Here is a 19,384-nt window from a genome sequence, read left to right as displayed (position 1 = left end):
TAGGATTCCTGCAACCATCGATAAACCTCTCACGGATGTTCCAGCAGCTTGGTTAAAGGGAGGGATACCCCGAGCTCGCCGCGGTAGACACGCTGATTATGAGAGCTGGGGCGATTCTGCCCCAGCTTTTGAACCAAGATTTGCGGCTAAAATATTCAAGCATTTCCGGTCGAGATATGGTGCCAATCCGTTAACCATAGAGAGCTGATAAAGGCCACACTCCTTCAATTGGTGACATGGACCAGCGAGCGATTAATTCCCCCTTGGCAGCAAGATGTCGAGCGCTTAGACAGACAATCAAATATTCAGCGCTCTGGTCGCGTTCAAGGTCAAAACGAGCGCGCTTCATGATCCCCGAAAGTCACCCCACCGTTGTGTTGTTGGCGCTGATAACACGGTTATCCCACCACCCCCATGGGCCGCATCGCCGCCGCGCTCCACCGGCTCATCGCCCATGTCGGAACGCGCAGTTAGAGCCTCATGGGCGCGTTTAAAACGGAGAATGAAAGCGGAGCCAACCTCTTGAAGCAACACCTAACGGTAGACTGCGATGAGTGTGGTCGAGAAGTCTCTAAATTGTGGCGACGCCATAAGGGTCATGGTCATGGTTACTGCTCAACTTGCTATGCTCGTGTGTTTAAGCGGCGGATGTGCCCACGATGTGGCGAGTTAGCCCGTCTGCCTAAAAATGATCCAGACGTCGCCTGTCATCAGTGCGACGTCGACAAACCGTGTGCACGATGTGGAAAAGCTAGTTCAGACTACACCATCGGCAAGGTCACTCCCTACGGCCCTGTCTGTAACGCCTGCGCTCCCTATTTCAAAGCACCAGAGCCCTGCGAGGCGTGTGGGAAAGCATCTCAACGTCTTACCCGAGTGACGCGTATGGGGCATGATCATCGCTTATGTCCACGCTGTGCGATGGCTGATCACGGTACCTGCTCTGCGTGTCGTCGACATCGCTTATTGGTCATGACATCAAGCGGTGACGCATTGTGCAAAGTTTGTTATGAGCAAGGTGAGATTGCCTGCCCATCGTGTGGCCATCCTATGCCTGCGGGTCGAGGCGATGTCTGTGAGCCCTGTTACAGGACGCGAACATGCCGTAAACGCATCACCATTGGACAAGCCGGTATCACCACAAAAGCGTTAAGTGAGGCAATTGGGGAATTTGGTGAATGGCTGATCCGTACCACGGGGACGCATAAAGCTGCCCTCAAGATCAATCATTTCTTCTCCTTCTTCCTTGAGCTCGACCAGGCGTGGTCACGGATACCGAGCTATTCGGAGCTACTTCATCACTTCGGGGCGGAGGGGGTGCGGCGAGTGAGGCTGCCCATGCGATGGTTGCATGAAGAGTAAGGGGTAGAGTTGGATCACCAAGCAAAGAAGATCGACTCAGAGAAACGACGTATCCAAGCGTGCCTCAGTTCTATGCCGTCCGCTTCGCTATCAGGCCAAGTGCTGCAAGCCTATTGGCTTCAATTGGAAACCCGTATAGAGGCGGGAAAAGCGTCCCACACATCCGCACGGCTTGCCCTAAGAGCGGCATCCGCATTGCTATTCGCTACTGACCAGGAGGGGCAGCGGCTGCCTCAACAAGGCGATGTAGACAGCTATTTGCAGGCAGTGCCTGGACAAGCTGCCTCGGTGACGGGGTTTATCAATTTTTTAAATCGACAATATGCCACCACACTGGCCCCTAGGGTGAATGAGAAACGGGCAAGAAACCGGCGAAAAGAAATGTTGGCTCGCACCATGATGCAAATGGCTAAGTGCGCTGAACAAGGGGATGAGTGGAGGGAGCGGTGGATCGTAACTGCCATGGAATACTTTCATGACAAGAAAGTGACCAAAAAAGCACTTCGGTGGCAGGCCATAGAGAGTTCAGGAGACGGGGTACGGGTTACCATGGGCGACGAGAGCTACTGGCTGCCTATTGCATGAGTGTTCAGATGTATTATTGATGCGTTAACAAGCATCAATGCACACACTAAGAGCAAGCCCAGGTGTTAATAGCTAGATGCGCTAAGGGGGAGGCGCTCCGGCCTTTTGACCGGAGCGGTTCAAGTGAGAGATTAATACTAGTCACGACAAGCCCCTGCATCACCATCAGCAGTAACATTAAATACCTCAGGCGTTGACGTAAATTTCGATGGACAAGCGTTCACAGCGACTCTGATAGCAACAACATCGGGCGCATAATCCATTGCAATGCACCATCATCGATGCCCGTCATTCACAGGCTATAGTAAAAAAACTCTGAATAACCTAGTATCCCCTCCAGGGGGATAGGAATATAAAGAGGACACATCATGACATCGCATACACATCAAACACATCCAGAGATCATCAAGCGGCTAAACCGAGCACGCGGCCACCTTCAAAGCGTGACCAACATGATAGAAGACGAGCGGCCCTGCTTAGAGATTGCCCAGCAACTCCACGCCGTTGAGAAAGCCATTCAACAAGCCAAAAAAACCTTGGTGCAGGATCACATCGACCACTGTATGGAAGCGGCAGTCGGGCCTTTAACAGCCTTACAACGTGAGCATGTCAAGGATTTCAAGGCTATTGCTCGTTACCTTTAATGGATATCTCATTTAATAGCTATCTCAATGGAGAGTATTCCAATGCACCATAACCTTAGTGCTTGGCAGCATGATCACGTTTTCGATCAGGATAAACGACGCAGCGGCGAGACCCGCACGCTGTTGGTGGTTGGCCTCACCCTTGTCATGATGGTGTGGGAAATTACCGCCGGTATTGCCTATGGCTCAATGGCCTTACTTGCCGATGGTCTCCATATGGGGTCGCACGCGGTGGCGTTGGGCATTGCAGCTTTCGCCTATATTTATGCACGTCGTCATGCCACTAGCGCACACTTCTCTTTCGGCACCGGCAAGGTTAACGCCCTAGGTGGCTTCACCGGGGCTATTTTGCTAGCCGTATTCGCGCTGTACATGGTCATCGAGAGTATTGATCGTTTTATCAATCCCGTGGCGATTTCTTTTAACGGGGCGATTTTTGTGGCGATTATAGGGCTTGCAGTCAATGGTCTTTCGGCTTGGATATTAGGTGGAGAGGGGCATGGACACGATCATGATGGCCATGACCATCACAGCCACGATCACAATCGCCGGGCGGCCTATTTTCACGTACTTGCCGATGCCTTGACGTCAGTGCTGGCGATTGCCGCCCTACTATCAGGTAAATACATGGGCTGGAACTGGCTGGATCCGGCCATGGGCATTGTTGGCGCCGTGCTGATCACCCGATGGTCATGGCTTTTGCTTAAGGATACTGCCCGCGTATTACTTGATCAGCAGCGCAGTGAACTAGAAGCACAGGTTAAAAAGGCTATCGAAGACGAGCAAACTCATATCACCGACTTACACATTTGGTCTATTGGCCCTAATATCCATGCAGCGATTGTCGCCCTGGTCTCGGGCACCCCAGAATCACCTGACATTTACCGACAGCGCATTCAGCAACAGTGCGATTCTCTGGTGCATATATCGGTGGAAACGCAGTTAAGTTCGAAGACCAGCCCAGCAAACTAATCAACGATCTTGATGTTGGTTTTGCTCCCAGGTCACACTGACCGCTAGACCGTTGGGCGTGCGATTACTAAGCGTAAGGCGTGCGTTTTGGCGCTGAGCCAACTCCGAGACAATCGATAAACCTAATCCGCTGCCGGTGGTGCCCTGGCCAGACGCTCGCCTAAAGCGCTCAGTGACTTTATCCAAAAGTGCCTCGGGGAGCCCGGGGCCAGTGTCTCTCACCGTGAGTTGAGGCAACCCCTCCCAAAGCGCTAATTCTACCTCCACTTGGCCGCCTCCCGGCGTATAGCGCAAGGCGTTATCTAGTAGGTTACGAAAGAGAATTCCCACCTCGACTTCGTCGGCGCGAACCTCCAGCCGAGTTAAGCCTGTTAGCCTCAAGTGCTGATCTCGCTCTTCAGCGAGTGGCCACAGCTCGGCTAACAATTCAGCAATAATCGGATAAAGGTCGATAGTGGCCGGTGAGGTTGTGGCAACTTGATCCAATCGAGCCAAAATAAGTAGTTGCTCTACCACACGCTGAAGTCGCTCAACCCCGACATAAGCCTTTTGTAATGATTGCTCTCCCCCTGCCTGCGCATTATCTAAGTGGATTCTCAGCGCTGCCAAGGGCGTGCGTAATTCATGGGCCGCATCTGCAGTGAAGCGCCGCTCGCGCTCTAACGTTTCTTTCAACCGGGCGATAAAGTCGTTTAGCGATTGGCGTAATCCATTAAGCTCTTGAGGAACCGCGTTATCGATTTGACGCAGGTCGTGGGCGGAGCGGCCTTGTACCTGGCTGGAAAGCGCTTGAATAGGCGCGATACCCCGCCGGATAATACGACTCATCAGCCAAAGGAGGAGTGGCAGCAACAAGAGCATCGGCAATAAATTGTTCCAGGTGATGCGCTCCACTACTTCATCATGAAACGAACCTCGTAGCCCCATGCTAATCCAGGTATCGCTAGCAACATCGAACATGCTGAAAACCCGCCAGCGATGACCATTGTAACTTTCCCAGCGAAAACCCTCCCCTAAAGGCGCGGGGAAAGGGCCTGCATCACTCCAACTGGCCCCTAACAGCCTGGGAGAGCTATCGGCATTCCAAAAACCCAGTACTAATTTAAGTTCTTCTTCGTGATAAAGCTTGGGACCTGATTCAGAACTGCTCACGGGCACTGAGTTACCGTCGCGATATAGCTGAGCCGGATGTTCTGGAAGGCCCATGCGTGAAGCCAGGCGAGCATAGTCGTCAATGGTGGCGTTTGGATCGAGTTGGCCAGCCACAATCCGGCTATGCAGACTGAGCTGTGTATCGAGAATTTCTTCTAACTCGTGATCTGTAATTAAGTAAGCCGCAGTAACCGCAACGCCCCCCGCGACAACCATGGTAATGGCTAGCGTGCGAAGCAGATAATGCCGTATCGATCTCATTGCGCCTGGCTATCCAGTCGGTAGCCAATCCCGCGCACGTTAATAATCAGATGCTTTTCAAGCTTTTTACGCAGATGATGAATGTGAACTTCCACCGCATTGGACTCTACCTCGTCGCCCCAGCCGTAAAGCAAATTTTCTAAACGAGGGCGAGATAACACCCTGTCCGGATGCCTAGCTAGCTCTAGCAATAAAGCATACTCGCGTCGACCCAACTTTACGTCTTTGCCTCGCCAACTCACCGCATGGCGGGCCTCATCAATACTCAGTGCTCCCAGCGTCAATATTTGCGAGGCACGTCCCTCAGCGCGTCGCATTACGACACGCAAACGGGCGAGTAGCTCCTGCAAATTGAAAGGCTTGAGCACATAGTCATCCGCCCCCGCATCTAAGCCGCCAATACGGTCTTCCATCCCATCGCGGGCCGTCAAAATCAGAATAGGCAGAGTAGATTGCTGTCGGAGTAAATGCAGTACCTGGATACCGTCCATATCGGGCAGTCCAAGATCCAAAATAATCACACTGAAGGTCTCGCTGCCGATAGCGCTGATTGCCTCTCGGCCAAGCATAAACCAATCGACTGTGTAGCCCTCGCGCTCAAGTGCCGTTTTAATGCCATCCCCAAGCAAGGGGTCATCTTCTATTAATAGTGCGCGCATGCTGATCCCCTTAATCGACAAACCGCTATTGTCGCCTCCAAAACTTAAGCTTTTCTTAAATACGGAATCTTACTTCCGGTGATTTTCAACCCAGTTGTCCAAATGGCTGCACTTAAGCAGCCTTTTTATTACGCTCGATTTCCTGCACTTTCCCTGGGTTAAGCGACACTGAACCAGTGACCTCCCAGTTTCGGGTGCTGCCCGACCAGCGTTTCGGATAGCGACGCTTAGCGCTTTCATAAACCGCTTTACGACGTTCAAGGCGTTTTCGATCAACGCCACGATGCCGGTCAGCTGGCGTGACATATTGGATGCCACTGTGAAGGTGCTGTTCGTTGTAAGCCCGCTCGAACACCAACATCCATTCTCGTACCGCGCTCAGCGATGTAAAGCCCTTGGTGGGCCATGCTGGGCAGTATTTGACGGTACGGAACAGCGCTTCCGAGTAAGGGTTGTCGTTGCTTACTCTCGGTCGACTGTAAGACATCAACATCCCTAGTTCGGTTAACCTCGCTTTGAGCGTATAGGACGTCATCGGCGCGCCATTATCCGAGTGCAACACCGGCGGCTGATGCCAGCATTTCTCACGCAATAATGCACGCTCCATCAGCTGTTTAGCCAAGTCGCCCGATTCCGTCTCATGAACTTCCCAGGCAATGATTTTGCGGCTGTAGATATCCATGATCAGGTAGAGATACCAGTGCTGGCCTCGTACAACGGAGGCGCAATAGCTAATATCCCAGCTCCAAACCTGGTTCGGCCCTGTCGCCGTAAAACTGGTCGGCGCGGGTACTGTGCGGCGTGCTTTCGTACGGCCACGATGATGCTGCTGGTGATGCTTTTTCAAGACCCGATAAAACGACGATTCGGAGGCCAGATAGACGCCGTTGTCTGCCAGTAAGGGCACGATTTGAGACGGCGGCAAGCTCTGATACTCGGGACGATGACACGTGTTCAAAATGGTCTGCTTTTCCTCATGCGTCAGCTGATGCGGCTGCCTCCCTTGTGCCGCCTGTGGACGCTGATCCTCAACAACAGTGCCACACTCAGATCGCCAACGCTTTAGTGTGCGCTCGCTTACATCGATAATATCGGCTGCTTGATAGCGGGAAGCGCCCCCCATAACCGCTTCGTCAAATAGCGCGATAAGCCTTGCACGTTCGTCGAGCGGCGTTAGTCGTCCTCGCCGCTGTCGGGATCTTCGCTGTACAAGGCGTCGAGCTTTTTTGAGAGCACCAGTAACGACGTCGTCTCTGCCACTACCTTGTCTTTGCGTCGCACTTCCGCTTTGAGTTGCTTGATGGTCTTACGGTCTTCTTTACGTTGCTTTTGCGCCGCTTTTTCCTGATCTTCTTGCCGACCAGCGCCTTCGAGGCAAGCCGCTTTCCACTGTTGAATTTGCTCGGGATAAAGGCCTTTTTCGCGGCAGTAAGCGCCAAGCTCCGCCTCTGACAGGGTGGCGGTTTCGATGACCACGGCGAGCTTGGCGTCGGGCGACCATTCGCTGTCGCCTTGGGTGTAACCCGGCACAGGCACTCCTTTTACTCGACACTGTTTTAGCCAACTATACAGCGTCGCGTCAGAGATGCCTTCCTCTGTTGCTACCGATGCCACACTGTGATTATGGGGTGGTAACAACTTCTTCAGGACGGCTGCTTTACGCTCTGCAGAATAACGTGGCACAAGGACTCCATGCCGCTCCCTCTGGATTAGATTTAGGCGATATCACCAACCGGACAACAAGGCTGACAGAGGGGGCTTCCAAAAAAAAACAACCTCATCTAATCCAACCAGTAAGCCCACCACTCTATTTTTGCGAATCTCTTGCGCTGCTTAACTCTTCTTTAAGTTATTTAGGCTCAAGCTTCATCTTTCGCCATGGGCAAAGCCAAAGCAGTGCCTTCAATGGCGGTCATTTTGAATCTGCCCTGTCGCTATCGTGGGCAGGTCATTTTTTATTAACTGAACAGAGCGCCAGAGTATGCACTTGCTAACATTGATTAGAACAAACTATTATTTAAAAATAATGGCCCGTTTTTTAGAAAAAAGAATGAAGCGATATTTACTGGGAGGCATACGGTATATCGTCAAAGCGCCTGCAACAGAAACCATTGACAGCCTTGTGGGAATAGAAAAAATCCTCATTATTCGCCCCAATTTTCGTCTGGGCAACGCGCTAATCAGCACTCCTGTCATCGATGCTTTTCGTGACCGTTTTCCTTCCGCACGCATAGATTATTTAGCGACTGATAAAACATGGCCACTGTTGCAGCAACGTCCTGTTGATCATTTTTATTTACTGTCGAGAACCGCCATTCTTCGACCTTGGCAGTGTGTGACACTATTACGACGTTTACGAGCACAACGCTATGACTTGGCGGTACAAGTGAGCGGAGGATCAACGAGCGGCTTTATCGTTACCCGGTTAATTGGGGCACGGTACAGCATGGGGTCAGGTAAAGGTCACCAGCGTTGGTACAACATTGAGGCGGAAGGCAAGTCATCACATGCCTACGATGCCATCGTTAATTTGACTCGTCCGCTCGGTGTTGCTTGCCGTAACCGGCCATTGCTCCAGTTAACAGAGCAGGAACGCTATCAGGCAATAACGAAAATACAAAAGCTAGTAAGCCTTCATAGCCATCAATCATCAGATACAAATTTTATTGCGATCTTCGTTGGTGGGCATCAAAACAAACGTTGGCCGTTGGAATTTTGGTTAATGCTCATTGATTCCATGGAAGCCCGTAAAATGCGCTATGTCGTATTTCTTGGCCCGGAGGAGTTTAGGCTTCTAGCGCCTATTGAGCAGCATTTGAGGTCATCGCTGTATGGTAGCTTATGCCCACCGCTTCCTATCCGGCACTTTGCCGCTGTTCTAGGGCGTGCGCAGTTACTCGTGACGCCAGACTCCGGGCCTATGCACTTAGCGGCAGCACTCGATGTAGCCACTATTTCCCTGGTACGCCAGAAAAAATCACTCGCCTTCGTACCACGAGAAGCCTATGACACTATTCTGTGGCGCCCAGAGATCAGCACGGTAATAGAAGCCATACGCGCTAATCTTGACGGACAAAACTCAACGGCTCCCGTTCAACCGGCCTCGGCAACAAACCAACCAACACAGTGGGTAACACCACCACCCAGTGCTGACCCTCTGTATTCTAGTTACTAAATTAAAGCGCATAACTGTTCGTTAAGTTTTGCGCTTTATAGTGACCCTACTATTACGTTATCGAGAGTACTGTCTTGCCTATCTCAACTACGTCAAAACCTAATGGCACGGGTGTTAAACGCATCTTCCGCGCTTCTATGAATGCAGTGTCGGGTTTAAAAGCTTGCTGGGTAAATGAATCTGCCTTTAGACAAGAGGTGGTGCTCTGTCTCATTCTCTACCCTTTTGTTTTTTTTGTTAATGTCACTTCTGTGGAAAAAGCATTGCTGTTTTCTTCGCTCACACTTGTAGTGATAGTGGAGCTCATTAACTCCGCCATAGAAAGCACCATTGACCGTATCGGACTAGAACATAACGAACTTAGCGGGCGTGCTAAAGACATGGGGGCTGCCGCCGTCATGATGACCATTTTTATGATGATGGGTATTTGGCTATGCGTGCTGCTCTACTAAATGTTCTCAAACCCGTAGCATCAGCATGGCTTTTATTTCTAATCGCCATGTCAGTCTTCAGTGTTTTAAAAATAGATTTCACCATAACTGATTTTATATATCGCCTTCAGGGTAATGCCTGGGCGTGGAAAGATACCTTAATTACCCAAGATGTTCTTCATAAAGGTGGTAAATGGTTAAGCTTAACGATGGGTTTAATCACACTCCTCCTTTTGATGCTAAGCACCGTGGTTGCTCGCTTTAAAGTGTATCGAACTCCGCTTTTATATCTTTTTTCCGCAACGCTTCTTTCAGCGCTACTTGTAGCAACTATTAAACACTTGGTGAGCATGGAATGCCCTTGGGATTTAGTTCGCTATGGTGGGGCACGAGACTTTATTGGCTTGCTCAACATAAGGCCTTCCTCAATGCCAGCGTCCGCCTGCTTTCCCGCCGGGCATGCCAGCGCAGGATATACGTGGATAGCCCTGTATTTCTTTTTTACCGCCATACGGCCCCACTGGCGATGGGCAGGGCTTGCACTGGGTTTAGGACTTGGCCTTACGTTTGGAATCACTCAACAGTTCCGCGGGGCGCACTTTCTCTCCCACGACCTCTGGACCGTCATGATTTGTTGGACCGTAAGCTTTGTCCTTTCAAGATTCTTATTACCCACCAGCGTTCATTAATCTTTTCATACAGAGAGCCTTTCGATGCGTCCTTTGCTATCATTGCCTTCAAAAATTGTAGGCACCGCTTGGCATTATCGCCCTACATTAAGTACGGAGCAGCTTGTCTTATGGGGCGTTGTCATATTCAGTGTTTTTTACAATGTCCCTTTTTGGCAACAAGCCTTTGCTGGCTATGACCCTCTTGCCGTCCAGACGTGGCTAACCTTTGCCAATATGTTTTTGGTGATGACCTGCCTTAACTATTTGGTCTTCGTGAGCCTTGCTTTTCGAACGCTGGTAAAACCTTTATTAACCTTGCTGTTTCTGATTGCCGCCTTTGTCAGTTACTTTACCAGTTACTATGGCACCTATTTTGACACCTCCATGCTAGACAATGTGCTTCAAACGGACACTAACGAAGCACAGGAACTTCTCACAGCTGGTTTACTGATTCATTTGGCGATCTTTTTTGGCTTGCCTACCGTCATGATTTGGCGCGTTAAAATCACACCTTCAACCTGGAAGAAGGCAATGTTGCGTCGCTCGGCTTATTGCCTTGCCAGCACTATTATATTGCTGTTCGCAATTTTCTTATCTTACCAAGAAGTGTCGTCACTCATGCGCAACAATAAAGAGCTTCGCTATTTGGTGACCCCAGGTAATTATATTGTTTCGATGGCGCAGGCTCTTTCCAGCCAACACGCTTCCGCGAATACGGTGCGTTCCCCAGTGGGTGAGGACGCCAGTATCAGTTCACAAGCGGGTGACAAGCCCACACTTCTCGTCATCGTGGTGGGCGAAACGGTACGGGCGGCGAATTGGGGGTTAAATGGTTATGAACGCCAAACCACACCTAAACTTGCCCTGCAGCCTGACGTTATCAATTTTTCAGATGTTTCCTCATGCGGTACAAGCACAGCAGTATCATTACCCTGCATGTTTTCATTACCAGGGCGTGACGATTACGCTAAATCTTATGCTCAGCAACATGAATCCTTGCTGGACGTATTGGCCCACGCCGGGTTAGAGGTCACCTGGCTTGATAACCAGTCAGGCTGTAAAGGTGTCTGCGACGGAGTGACAACAAAAGCGCTCTCGCCAGAGGAGTATGCGTCTTTGTGTCAAGATGGGCGATGCTTGGATGAAGCACTGGTTCAAGCCTTGACCAAGCAAATTAGCGGTACCTCAGCTGATCAGGTGGTCGTGCTGCATCAGCTAGGCAACCATGGTCCCAGCTATTACCAACGCTACCCTGATGACTACGAACGTTTTGTTCCCGCTTGCACCACCGCTGATTTAGCCAAGTGCTCAAGAGACGCCATTACCAACAGCTACGACAATGCCATTCTGTATACCGACACTGTGTTGGATCAGGTAATTGAGACGTTAAAGCGTCAGGAAGACTATGCAACGGCGATGATCTATCTCTCTGACCATGGTGAATCACTGGGCGAAAAAGGGCTTTATTTGCACGGTATTCCCTACGCCATTGCCCCTGACGAACAGACGCATGTGCCTATGGTTTGGTGGCTTTCCAACTCATTTTCACAGCAACAAGGGCTTGATACGGACTGCTTACGCCAAGTCTCTGATCAAGCCGCCTCGCACGATAACTTATTTCACAGTGTGCTGGGTTTGCTTGACGTAGCAACGGACGTTTACCTGCAGGCAAAAGATATTAGCCAAACGTGCCGGAGCCTCGCCAATTAATGAATGCTTAAGTGATCGTTAAGTATTCCATGGCAAGCTGCTATCCATTCTGCTCAATTATTCTGGTGTATGCATATGGTTTTATCGCATTTATTGGACTCCAGCCAAGGTTTTTGGAGACGGCTGCTACCCAAAAAAATGGCAACAGAGGAGGGCTTGTTAGGCGGTGTCAATTCATCTATTCATTCTGCTAAATGGCTTTCCTTTAGAGCTAGCGTTGTTTTGATTACTTTGCTAGCGACTCTGCTGTGGTTAACAGGAATAGAAAAAATCGAGATTACCATCGCCGCATTAAGTGTAACGTCAAATGGTATATCACAGTTACTTGGACGCTATGATTCTGTCAGTGTATTAAAAATAGTTGAAAATGATTTGATAGATACGCTCAACGCATTAGGAACTGCAGGAGTTGGAACATTAATAATTTTATATTTATTGGGGTAGCAAACTTCGGCACGCCATCAGCATTAGGCTGATATTTGGTACTATCGAGACCATAACATCGCCGCTGGGGGGGAGGCCAACGGCGGATAGTCGAATCGGTCAGGCCGCATACTGGTTAACCAGCTCGCTATCTCCGGTGTTAGTGGGTTCTGCCTGGAACTCAGCACGAGTTTAGTGGGATTGTAGCCTGTTTATGTAGTTAGATGGCCAAGAACCTTCTCTCCTATGAATTGCTATAGAAATTCAGTGCACAATCCAAAAGTAAAAATTTATAGCTTTAGTTATAGGTAGTCTTCTTGCCACCTAGCTATGAGTTAAATCCAGGTTTTAAGCTAGATCATCGCGTGTAATTCCAACTTTGCTAAATGCATTAAGCACAGAGGCTTCACAAGGTACACTCTCGCTTTTAGATTTAGGATGTTTGAAAGTGTCGGCAAACTCGGGACTGTGGTCGGTCAGTTTTTGCACGACACCTTGGACGAGCCGCACGTTGGAAAGCACCTGGCGTAACCAACTCTCAAAGCGACCTTGATGGTTAAGAGTGAATACTAAACCTTTGTAGGAGGGAGGTTTGGATACCTCCTCACTTCCGTCAGCTCTGGGTTTAGGAGGGCGGCGTTGGAGTTCCATGAGATAGAGTGTTTGATCTAACACATGCACCCTAATGACGAGCACCCCGCGAGATACCTTGGTCTGAGTATCAATGTAAACCCAATTGGCGACTGACGTTTCAACATCGTCGTCTATTTCGAAAGGTTCGAGGCTGATCAATCGAGGGTCGGGGGAAGTGCTAAAGCCATCTTCAAAGGTAAACCAGCTAACGCTATGAACCGACTTGGGATAAGCAGATTGTAAATAGAGCAGCGCATTCCACATATCACGTAGAAATCCCTGCGACCCCAGTGTAATAGGAGCGTGAATAGAGGCCTGTCCGACCCCCTTTCCTGATCCATGTGGCTCCCCGGTGGAGAAAATGGTTTCGTCACCAGGAACCGGAACGCCTCGTTTACTGGGTACGCTTTTTTGAATATATTGTTTATCAAGGACGGCGCGGGGCTTACCTAGAACAACGAATTCGTCCTCAGGAAGATCAAGCCAAGATGAACCATGGTCAGGCTCGTCATCATCCGTAAGGTCAATGACATCGGGGATATCTTGAAGCTGATTATAGGGAAATTGAGGTAGTGCGTCGTCGCCATCGGTGGCTGATATCGGCGTTGATTTCTCTCTTTCACGGTGGATCGTGGCACCGTCGGGCTGGGTACAGCCCAATATCTGCAAGCCTAGAAATGCGTTGCCATCATCAATTGGAACGCCAGAAACAGAGATTTCCCCGCTGCCTTGAAACCAGGGAGTGACTTTTAACAGCATCTTATCTTGGGGGAAGCTGGCTTCAGTCTGCGAATAAATATTTCTGGCAGCTTGTTCGGCATAGGGGTCGTACAGCATGTGCGCGAGCAAAATCGCATCGTGCCTATGAACACGATATGTAAATCTGACAGGCCAGGTTCCTGGCGATGGGGGCGCATTAAGCGGTCGATAAAGCCGTTCTTTGACTTCCTCCCAACAGTAAGTGGCGAGCACACGCTTTATTTCAGAGGATCGACCGTAAACGCGTGCAAAAAATTCTGTGCAAGGGATGAGCAGATGTTTGCCATCTGGGAGGTCAAATTCAATCAGGTACGATTTGTGCTTTCTATCCAGTGGTAAATAGCTTGCATCATGAAAGGGGGTATGGAGGCTGCGCCCTGCTTTGTGCAAGTCGTCTAAGGAGATAATCCGCCAGCCGCCAGGGGAGAACGAAACGGGGAATATTTTCTCATCAAACGCGATGCGGGAGTTGCTCACCCCCTTTTCCCAGACAGACCCTATTCTCAATAGCCCCACATGCGTTAAGACCGTCTCACGCTTAATCACATCTCCTAAATTGTTCCACTGATCAATAGGTCTTAAAAACACATAGATTTTAGGGACGCTTTGTGAGCGAGTATTTTTGAAGATAGGCCCATACCACCAAACGACCAAGCGCTCAGCTTCGTCTTTGAGAGTGCCATCTGGGAAGCTAAGGAAACGCTGCATAAATACAGCCGTGGCTGCCTAAGTGCCACCGGCAGGGTAAAATATAGTCTTCCACTGTCCGACAGAGTTTCCAATGAAGCAGATCTCGTTTGCTCAGGCTGAACACCAGAACAAGAAGAAGGTCACCCGCCGGGAACGGTTTCTGGCGCAGATGGAGGCCTTGATGCCATGGCAACGCCTGATCGAGGCGTTGTCGCCGTCCTACTTTCCGTCGTCGGCGGGCAAGCGCGGACGGCCACCCATCGGCCTGGAACGGATGTTGCGGGTCTACTTTCTTCAGCAATGGTATGCACTGGCCGACGAGGCGCTTGAAGATGCTATCTATGACAGCCAAGCCATGCGTGATTTTATCGGTATCGACCTAGCCATTGAGAGTGTTCCTGACGCGACTACGCTACTGCGTTTCCGCCACCTTCTGGAGAAGCATGCCCTGACCCAACGGATCTTCGAGGAGATCAACGCCAGTCTGGCTGAGCAAGGCTTGTTCATGCGTGAAGGCACCATCGTCGACGCCACCATTGTGGCCGCTGCGCCTTCCACCAAGAACAAGGCCAAGCAACGCGATCCGGAGATGAAGCAGACCCGGAAAGGGAATCAATGGTTCTTCGGGATGAAGGCCCATATCGGCGTCGATGCCGTGACCGGACTGACCCACAGTGTGGTCGCCACATCGGCTAATGTCGCCGATGTCACCATGACGGGGCATTTGGTTCGTGAAGATGACAAACGGATATACGGCGACGCGGGTTATCTCGGCATGGGGAAATACCTGGGTGAAGATAAGCAGGATCCGGCCACTCGGTGCTGTGCCGCTGCCAGGCGCGGCGCGATTAAGAAAATGGAAGACAGCCGGAAGAAAACGCTGCTGCTGGCATTCGAAAAGACCAAAGCCAGTATCCGCGCCAAGGTCGAGCACCCGTTTCATGTCATCAAAAACCTGTTCGGCTATCGCAAGGTTCGCTACAAAGGGCTGACCAAGAACCAAGCGCAGCTGTTCAGCCTATTTGCGTTGGCCAACCTGGTACTCGCTGGACGATGCCAGAAACACCCTAAGGGGGTAAGTGCGTCTTGAATTCGGTCTGGCAGCCGGAAAACACGGCTGCCAGGTAAAAAACGCCACCGACAGCGGCTAAATAGTGAACGCGGAGACAATACTCGGGCCACATTGAGCGCTTCAGTTGCCCAGAGACAAATTGATCAGCGTTTCCCTAAAGGTTCTGTATTGTTTGAGGGAAACGGTCACAAGGGCGCGCTCTATGTAAACTCAACATAGAGATTGTCGCAGCAATTATTGTTTAGTCGCAACAATTGTTGAAAATGACAACCGTCCTGACTGACACTTTGATGTATCGTGACGTTATCAAAGGCCGAGCTATCCGCCCCTATCAGCGTGGTGCCTGTTTCACCGGTATTCGTGAGGGTAAAGTAGCCTGCTGCAGGAATATCGCCTGGCAGTAGTCGTATACGAGCATCAGAGATCTGCAAATCTGCAGCGAGCAGCGTGCCGGGCATTCCGAAAGCCAACACAAAAGTCGAGCACCAGATGCTCGCTGATCGCGGTAATTTAGCGAGTTGGGTGGGGAGCATGAACAGTATCCTCATTTCGAGCGTCACGGAACATAAAGCTAAGAACAATAAGCACTCCAAGAGCGCTCATCATGGTGGCTGGAATCCAGGTCAGCAGGCCGCCAATACGTTGATCATCGAGAGGATCCAACGGCCAAGCACGGCCACAAACCTCATAGACATCAAAAATCACCTCTTCACTGAAGGCGATGTAGGCACCCAGAACAATCTGCGGTGGGATCACCGCCATTAGAATGGCAATTCGCTTACCATAGCCGAGTCCACCTTGTAGTGGCGAGCGGTGATCAAAGATCAGCCACCAAAACAGTAACCCATCCAGCGCCATGCTCCAGTTCATCACCTGATAAAGGTCAGCGCTCAGCATGGCATCGAAGTGGATCTCGGGGATCAGCCAGAAATAGATAAGCCCAACGAACAACACGGTGGCGATTAATGGTTGCTGAAGTATCCTGTAGGCGGGGTGCAGCACATGTGTGAATAGCCTCCCCCTAGAAAGTTGTCTAATTCGTGTTGGCAAACCTTCGATCAATACCGGCAGGGGTGCTGCCAAAGCGATCAAGAAGGGGGCAGCGTGATGCAGTACCAAGTGTTGGGCACGATGGGCAAAGAACATGTACTGAGCGAGGTAGTCGTAATGTGTCAGGGTGACGCCATAGATCGCCGCAACTCCGAGCAGGTAGGTGAACGTGCGGGCTATGCTTGTAGGCTCGCCGAGCCGTTGGCACTGTCGGAGGCCACGCAGGTAGAGAACGATAGCCAGCACACAGGCGGTTGCCCACGTCAGTGAGAACTCCCAAGGCCTTAAGTAGCTCAGAGCGACGTCAATAGCCCTTCTCCCTCAGATTAAACACATTGAGGCAGCGACTGCACGATGCGGCAAGTGGATGCTACCAACGTTGTGATGATCGTATTAGCTCTTTCTACGCTAGGGATGGAAGAGCTCAATCAACAACACACGACGAATATTAAGGGCTTGACGGTAGCCAAGCCGTTGTTCTCCTAAGGTCTGACAAAACGCGCTGCCTTGTCTTTATCGACATTCACGACGAATGAAGTGTCAGTTCTTCATAAACACTGTTGATATTGTCGTCTTCTTTATTACTCGGTTCCGGCTTCGGATACAGAGGTTCGATAAGCCCGTTGGATAATGCTAGTAAATCGCTAAGCTGTTCGTAATCGAAGCTAACGCCATCTACATTGCGTTGCTCAAGGCGTGAAATGGCATCTGATATAGCGGTCACGGTGTGATCCTCCACCCCTAAAGGAGGTAATGCCTGTACCAGCGGCTGTCCGTTGTCCCAACCGATTTTAATAGGTTGGTTGATGATATTGACCTGGGTGCCCGCCGGTATGCGGTCAAAAATTGATTCAATATCGTCAGGCAACATTCGTATACAGCCACGGCTTGCACGCATGCCAATGCCATCGGGCTGGTTGGTACCGTGAATCAAATAGCCATCGAAGCCTAAGATAATGGCGTGGTCTCCCAGCGGGTTATCGGGGCCGGGCGGGACAACACTTGGCGCGGTTTCGCCGCGTGCTTCAGCTTCACGTTTTACCGACTCAGGCGGGTACCATGCGGGGTTTTTAATGTTCATGGTGGTCTCGGTCACACCGAGAGGGGTATCAAACCCTTCGCGACCGATGCCGATAGGATAGGTCTCAACGCGCGGTGTCTCACCTTTTTTGACATCTGGGTAGTAGTAAAGCCGCAGCTCGGCAATATTGATTACGATCCCAGTTCGCTCGACATTCGGCAGAATAAAACGTCCGGGAATAGTCACTTCCGTGCCCACCCCTGGAACCCAGATGCTGACCTCTGGATTTGCACGGGTCATCTCCAAATAGCCAAGGTTGTGACGCTTGGCAATATCTATCAATGTATCGTCGTAATCCTTCACGGTGAAGGTGTCAGCCTCTCCGATAATATTGCCTTCCTCAGGTAGCGGGTAATGCCCCTTGGGCCATTCCGTCTCCTGGGTAGTGGCGGGTTGTGCCGCCATGGCAACAGGGAGCCATGCCAGAGACGAAACCATCACACTCATGATGAAGCCCATCTGCATTGGCCATGGGAGGAGTCTCTTAAGTATTGCTGCGTTATTTACCGAGAGCATCGCTAGGTTCCTTTTTCATCTAATGCGTCGTTTTTTGATCGAGATAAGTTGAGTTGTAATCCGAGCAGCGTCAGCAAGGCAGCGAGTATCCAAGAGGGGCCACTACCGGTGCGTGTGAAAGGAGTTAGGCCCTGCATCGGGGTCACTTTGCCAGTTAAACTGGCCTGTTCAAACTGTGGGGCACGGGCTGTGACGTGACCTTGTGAATCGATGATGGCCGTCACGCCATTACTGGTAGCTCGAAGTAGGTGACGACCATTTTCTAAGGCACGTAGACGCGCCATTTGAAGATGTTGGTGTGGGCCAATGGAACGCCCAAACCACGTATCGTTGGAAACCGTTAATAGCAGCTCGGCATTACGCGCCTGTTGGGCGACATGGTCGGCGAAAATGATCTCGTAACAGATGGCAGTGCCAATGGTGGCTCCAGCCACGTGTAACGGAGCCTGTTCGTCTGACCCTGGGGTCAGGCGGGGTGCTGGCAAGTCGAAAAAAGCAAGGGTGTCAGCGAGGAGGCTTTGGAATGGCAAATACTCGCCAAAGGGTACTAAGTGCGCTTTTTGGTATTCGCCTTGCACATCATTTAGCCCTATGACGCTGTTATAAGAGCGCCCTTCACCATCGCGTTGCAAAATGCCAGTCAACAAGGCGGTGTCAGGCCCCAGGTCTGACGCTACTTGCTCCAGTATTCGCTGTGCTTCCTGCTCAAGCATGGGAAGGGCTGCCTCGGGCCAAACGATGAGATCGATGTCCCTTGCTTGCTCTTGTGTCATTGTTGTGTAGATATTGACCGCCTCGCGCTGCCCTTGGGCAGTCCACTTAATGCGCTGATCAAGATTCCCTTGCAGCAATGCCACCTGGATGGGCTTGCCAGCAGGGGTTGTCCATTGGGCGGGCAATAGGAATGGAACGATCCACAAGGCGGCCATTGGGACGAGGAAACCCCAGCGGCGACGCAGTACCTCTACCCCTAACGTGCCTGTCAGCGCGGTCATGAGTGACAGCAAGTACACACCACCAACGGGCGCCCATGGGGCTAGTGGAGAATCTATCTGAGAGGTGCCCAGCAATAACCAGGGAAAGCCGGTGAGCAACCAGGTGCGTAGCCATTCGCTCACCACCCACATACCGGCAAAGCTAAGAAAGGCGAACCGTGGCCCCGTGATGCGTCGATAGAGCCCAAAGGGGACTGCAAAGAAGAGCGCCAGGACGCTGACAAAAAGAGTGGTGAGGAACATCGCTACTAAGGCCCCGGTGCCACTGAAATCGTGAATAGCAACGAAGACCCACGACGTGCCTGAACCGAACAGGCCTACGCCATAACACCACCCACGCAGGGTGGCCATGGCGGGCGTTAGCGACGCTATTTTCCAATAGACCAGTGCCACGGCCACTGGGCCAAGCCACCATAGGGAAAAGGGGGCGGCACTCAAGGTGGTCAGTACCCCAGCGGCGAGCGCTACAACGCAATCGACTATTGGTGAGGAGCGCCCAGCAAAAAGCGTATATTCTTTATCTTTATCGACCACATCCATAGC

17 protein-coding genes are annotated in these 19,384 nt (G+C 51.0%); 9 read left to right on the top strand and 8 right to left on the bottom strand.

The annotated features are described in order from the left end of the window. Positions 1–1,371: 1,371 nt before the first annotated feature. The 3 genes from AC4EYZ_RS07720 (at position 1,372) to dmeF (ending at position 3,563) form a co-directional block, all read left to right on the top strand. Positions 1,372–1,947, top strand: a complete 576-nt coding sequence (locus tag AC4EYZ_RS07720; protein WP_233974416.1) for a hypothetical protein — start codon at positions 1,372–1,374, stop codon at positions 1,945–1,947. A gap of 368 nt (positions 1,948–2,315) precedes the next feature. After that, on the top strand, positions 2,316–2,591 hold the full coding sequence (locus AC4EYZ_RS07715; protein ID WP_141439941.1) for a metal-sensing transcriptional repressor: 276 nt from the start codon (positions 2,316–2,318) through the stop codon (positions 2,589–2,591). 42 nt (positions 2,592–2,633) lie between these two features. After that, a complete protein-coding gene (gene dmeF / locus AC4EYZ_RS07710) occupies positions 2,634–3,563 on the top strand; it encodes a CDF family Co(II)/Ni(II) efflux transporter DmeF (RefSeq protein WP_141439940.1) in 930 nt (309 codons plus the stop codon). Here the strand turns inward: dmeF and AC4EYZ_RS07705 are convergent, their stop codons facing one another. From AC4EYZ_RS07705 to AC4EYZ_RS07695, 3 genes are all read right to left on the bottom strand, one after another. After that, positions 3,564–4,976: an ATP-binding protein gene (locus tag AC4EYZ_RS07705; RefSeq protein ID WP_141439939.1), complete on the bottom strand. Its 1,413-nt coding sequence runs from the start codon at positions 4,974–4,976 to the stop codon at positions 3,564–3,566. Further along, positions 4,973–5,635 carry a response regulator gene (locus AC4EYZ_RS07700; protein WP_141439938.1) on the bottom strand — a complete coding sequence of 221 codons (663 nt, stop codon included), beginning with the start codon at positions 5,633–5,635 and terminating at the stop codon, positions 4,973–4,975. The genes AC4EYZ_RS07705 and AC4EYZ_RS07700 overlap by 4 nt, the downstream gene beginning before the upstream one ends. Before the next feature lie 112 nt (positions 5,636–5,747). Further along, a protein-coding gene (locus AC4EYZ_RS07695; protein WP_233926273.1) for an IS3 family transposase occupies positions 5,748–7,318 on the bottom strand; the annotation gives its coding sequence in 2 pieces (ribosomal slippage) (positions 5,748–6,865 and positions 6,865–7,318; 1,572 coding nt in all). Between the two features lie 298 nt (positions 7,319–7,616). Between AC4EYZ_RS07695 and AC4EYZ_RS07690 the strand changes: the two genes are divergently transcribed. From AC4EYZ_RS07690 to AC4EYZ_RS07670, 5 genes are all read left to right on the top strand, one after another. Next, the gene (locus AC4EYZ_RS07690; RefSeq protein ID WP_141439937.1) at positions 7,617–8,810 is read left to right on the top strand and encodes a glycosyltransferase family 9 protein; all 1,194 of its coding nucleotides are present in this window, start codon (positions 7,617–7,619) and stop codon (positions 8,808–8,810) included. A gap of 74 nt (positions 8,811–8,884) precedes the next feature. Continuing rightward, positions 8,885–9,262, top strand: a complete 378-nt coding sequence (locus AC4EYZ_RS07685; RefSeq protein ID WP_233975619.1) for a diacylglycerol kinase — start codon at positions 8,885–8,887, stop codon at positions 9,260–9,262. Further along, positions 9,244–9,930 carry a phosphatase PAP2 family protein gene (locus AC4EYZ_RS07680; protein WP_141439936.1) on the top strand — a complete coding sequence of 229 codons (687 nt, stop codon included), beginning with the start codon at positions 9,244–9,246 and terminating at the stop codon, positions 9,928–9,930. Before AC4EYZ_RS07685 ends, AC4EYZ_RS07680 begins: the two co-directional genes overlap by 19 nt. A gap of 24 nt (positions 9,931–9,954) precedes the next feature. Continuing rightward, positions 9,955–11,622 (top strand): phosphoethanolamine transferase, encoded by a 1,668-nt coding sequence (locus tag AC4EYZ_RS07675; RefSeq protein WP_141439935.1) that lies wholly within the window; start codon positions 9,955–9,957, stop codon positions 11,620–11,622. 75 nt (positions 11,623–11,697) lie between these two features. After that, entirely contained in the window at positions 11,698–12,066 is a 369-nt protein-coding gene (locus AC4EYZ_RS07670) for a hypothetical protein (RefSeq protein WP_141439934.1), read from the top strand. Between the two features lie 327 nt (positions 12,067–12,393). Here AC4EYZ_RS07670 and AC4EYZ_RS07665 read toward each other — a convergent pair whose 3' ends face one another. Continuing rightward, positions 12,394–14,145, bottom strand: a complete 1,752-nt coding sequence (locus tag AC4EYZ_RS07665; protein ID WP_141439933.1) for a hypothetical protein — start codon at positions 14,143–14,145, stop codon at positions 12,394–12,396. A gap of 73 nt (positions 14,146–14,218) precedes the next feature. Between AC4EYZ_RS07665 and AC4EYZ_RS07660 the strand changes: the two genes are divergently transcribed. Next, positions 14,219–15,217 (top strand): IS5 family transposase, encoded by a 999-nt coding sequence (locus AC4EYZ_RS07660; RefSeq protein ID WP_141439932.1) that lies wholly within the window; start codon positions 14,219–14,221, stop codon positions 15,215–15,217. A 182-nt stretch (positions 15,218–15,399) separates the two neighbouring features. On the opposite strand, the gene AC4EYZ_RS07655 is transcribed toward AC4EYZ_RS07660, so the two are convergent. From AC4EYZ_RS07655 to lnt, 4 genes are all read right to left on the bottom strand, one after another. Continuing rightward, positions 15,400–15,732, bottom strand: a complete 333-nt coding sequence (locus tag AC4EYZ_RS07655) for a copper chaperone PCu(A)C (protein WP_233975635.1) — start codon at positions 15,730–15,732, stop codon at positions 15,400–15,402. Then, the gene (locus AC4EYZ_RS07650; protein WP_233975634.1) at positions 15,710–16,495 is read right to left on the bottom strand and encodes a cytochrome c oxidase assembly protein; all 786 of its coding nucleotides are present in this window, start codon (positions 16,493–16,495) and stop codon (positions 15,710–15,712) included. The genes AC4EYZ_RS07655 and AC4EYZ_RS07650 overlap by 23 nt, the downstream gene beginning before the upstream one ends. Before the next feature lie 277 nt (positions 16,496–16,772). Next, positions 16,773–17,795 (bottom strand): L,D-transpeptidase family protein, encoded by a 1,023-nt coding sequence (locus AC4EYZ_RS07645; protein WP_141441465.1) that lies wholly within the window; start codon positions 17,793–17,795, stop codon positions 16,773–16,775. A gap of 53 nt (positions 17,796–17,848) precedes the next feature. Further along, on the bottom strand, positions 17,849–19,381 hold the full coding sequence (gene lnt, locus AC4EYZ_RS07640; protein WP_141441464.1) for an apolipoprotein N-acyltransferase: 1,533 nt from the start codon (positions 19,379–19,381) through the stop codon (positions 17,849–17,851). Between the last annotated feature and the right edge of the window lie 3 nt (positions 19,382–19,384).

The sequence above is a fragment of the Vreelandella sp. 162(4c) genome, from assembly GCF_058152265.1.
This window is presented reverse-complemented; position numbering and strand designations above follow the sequence as displayed.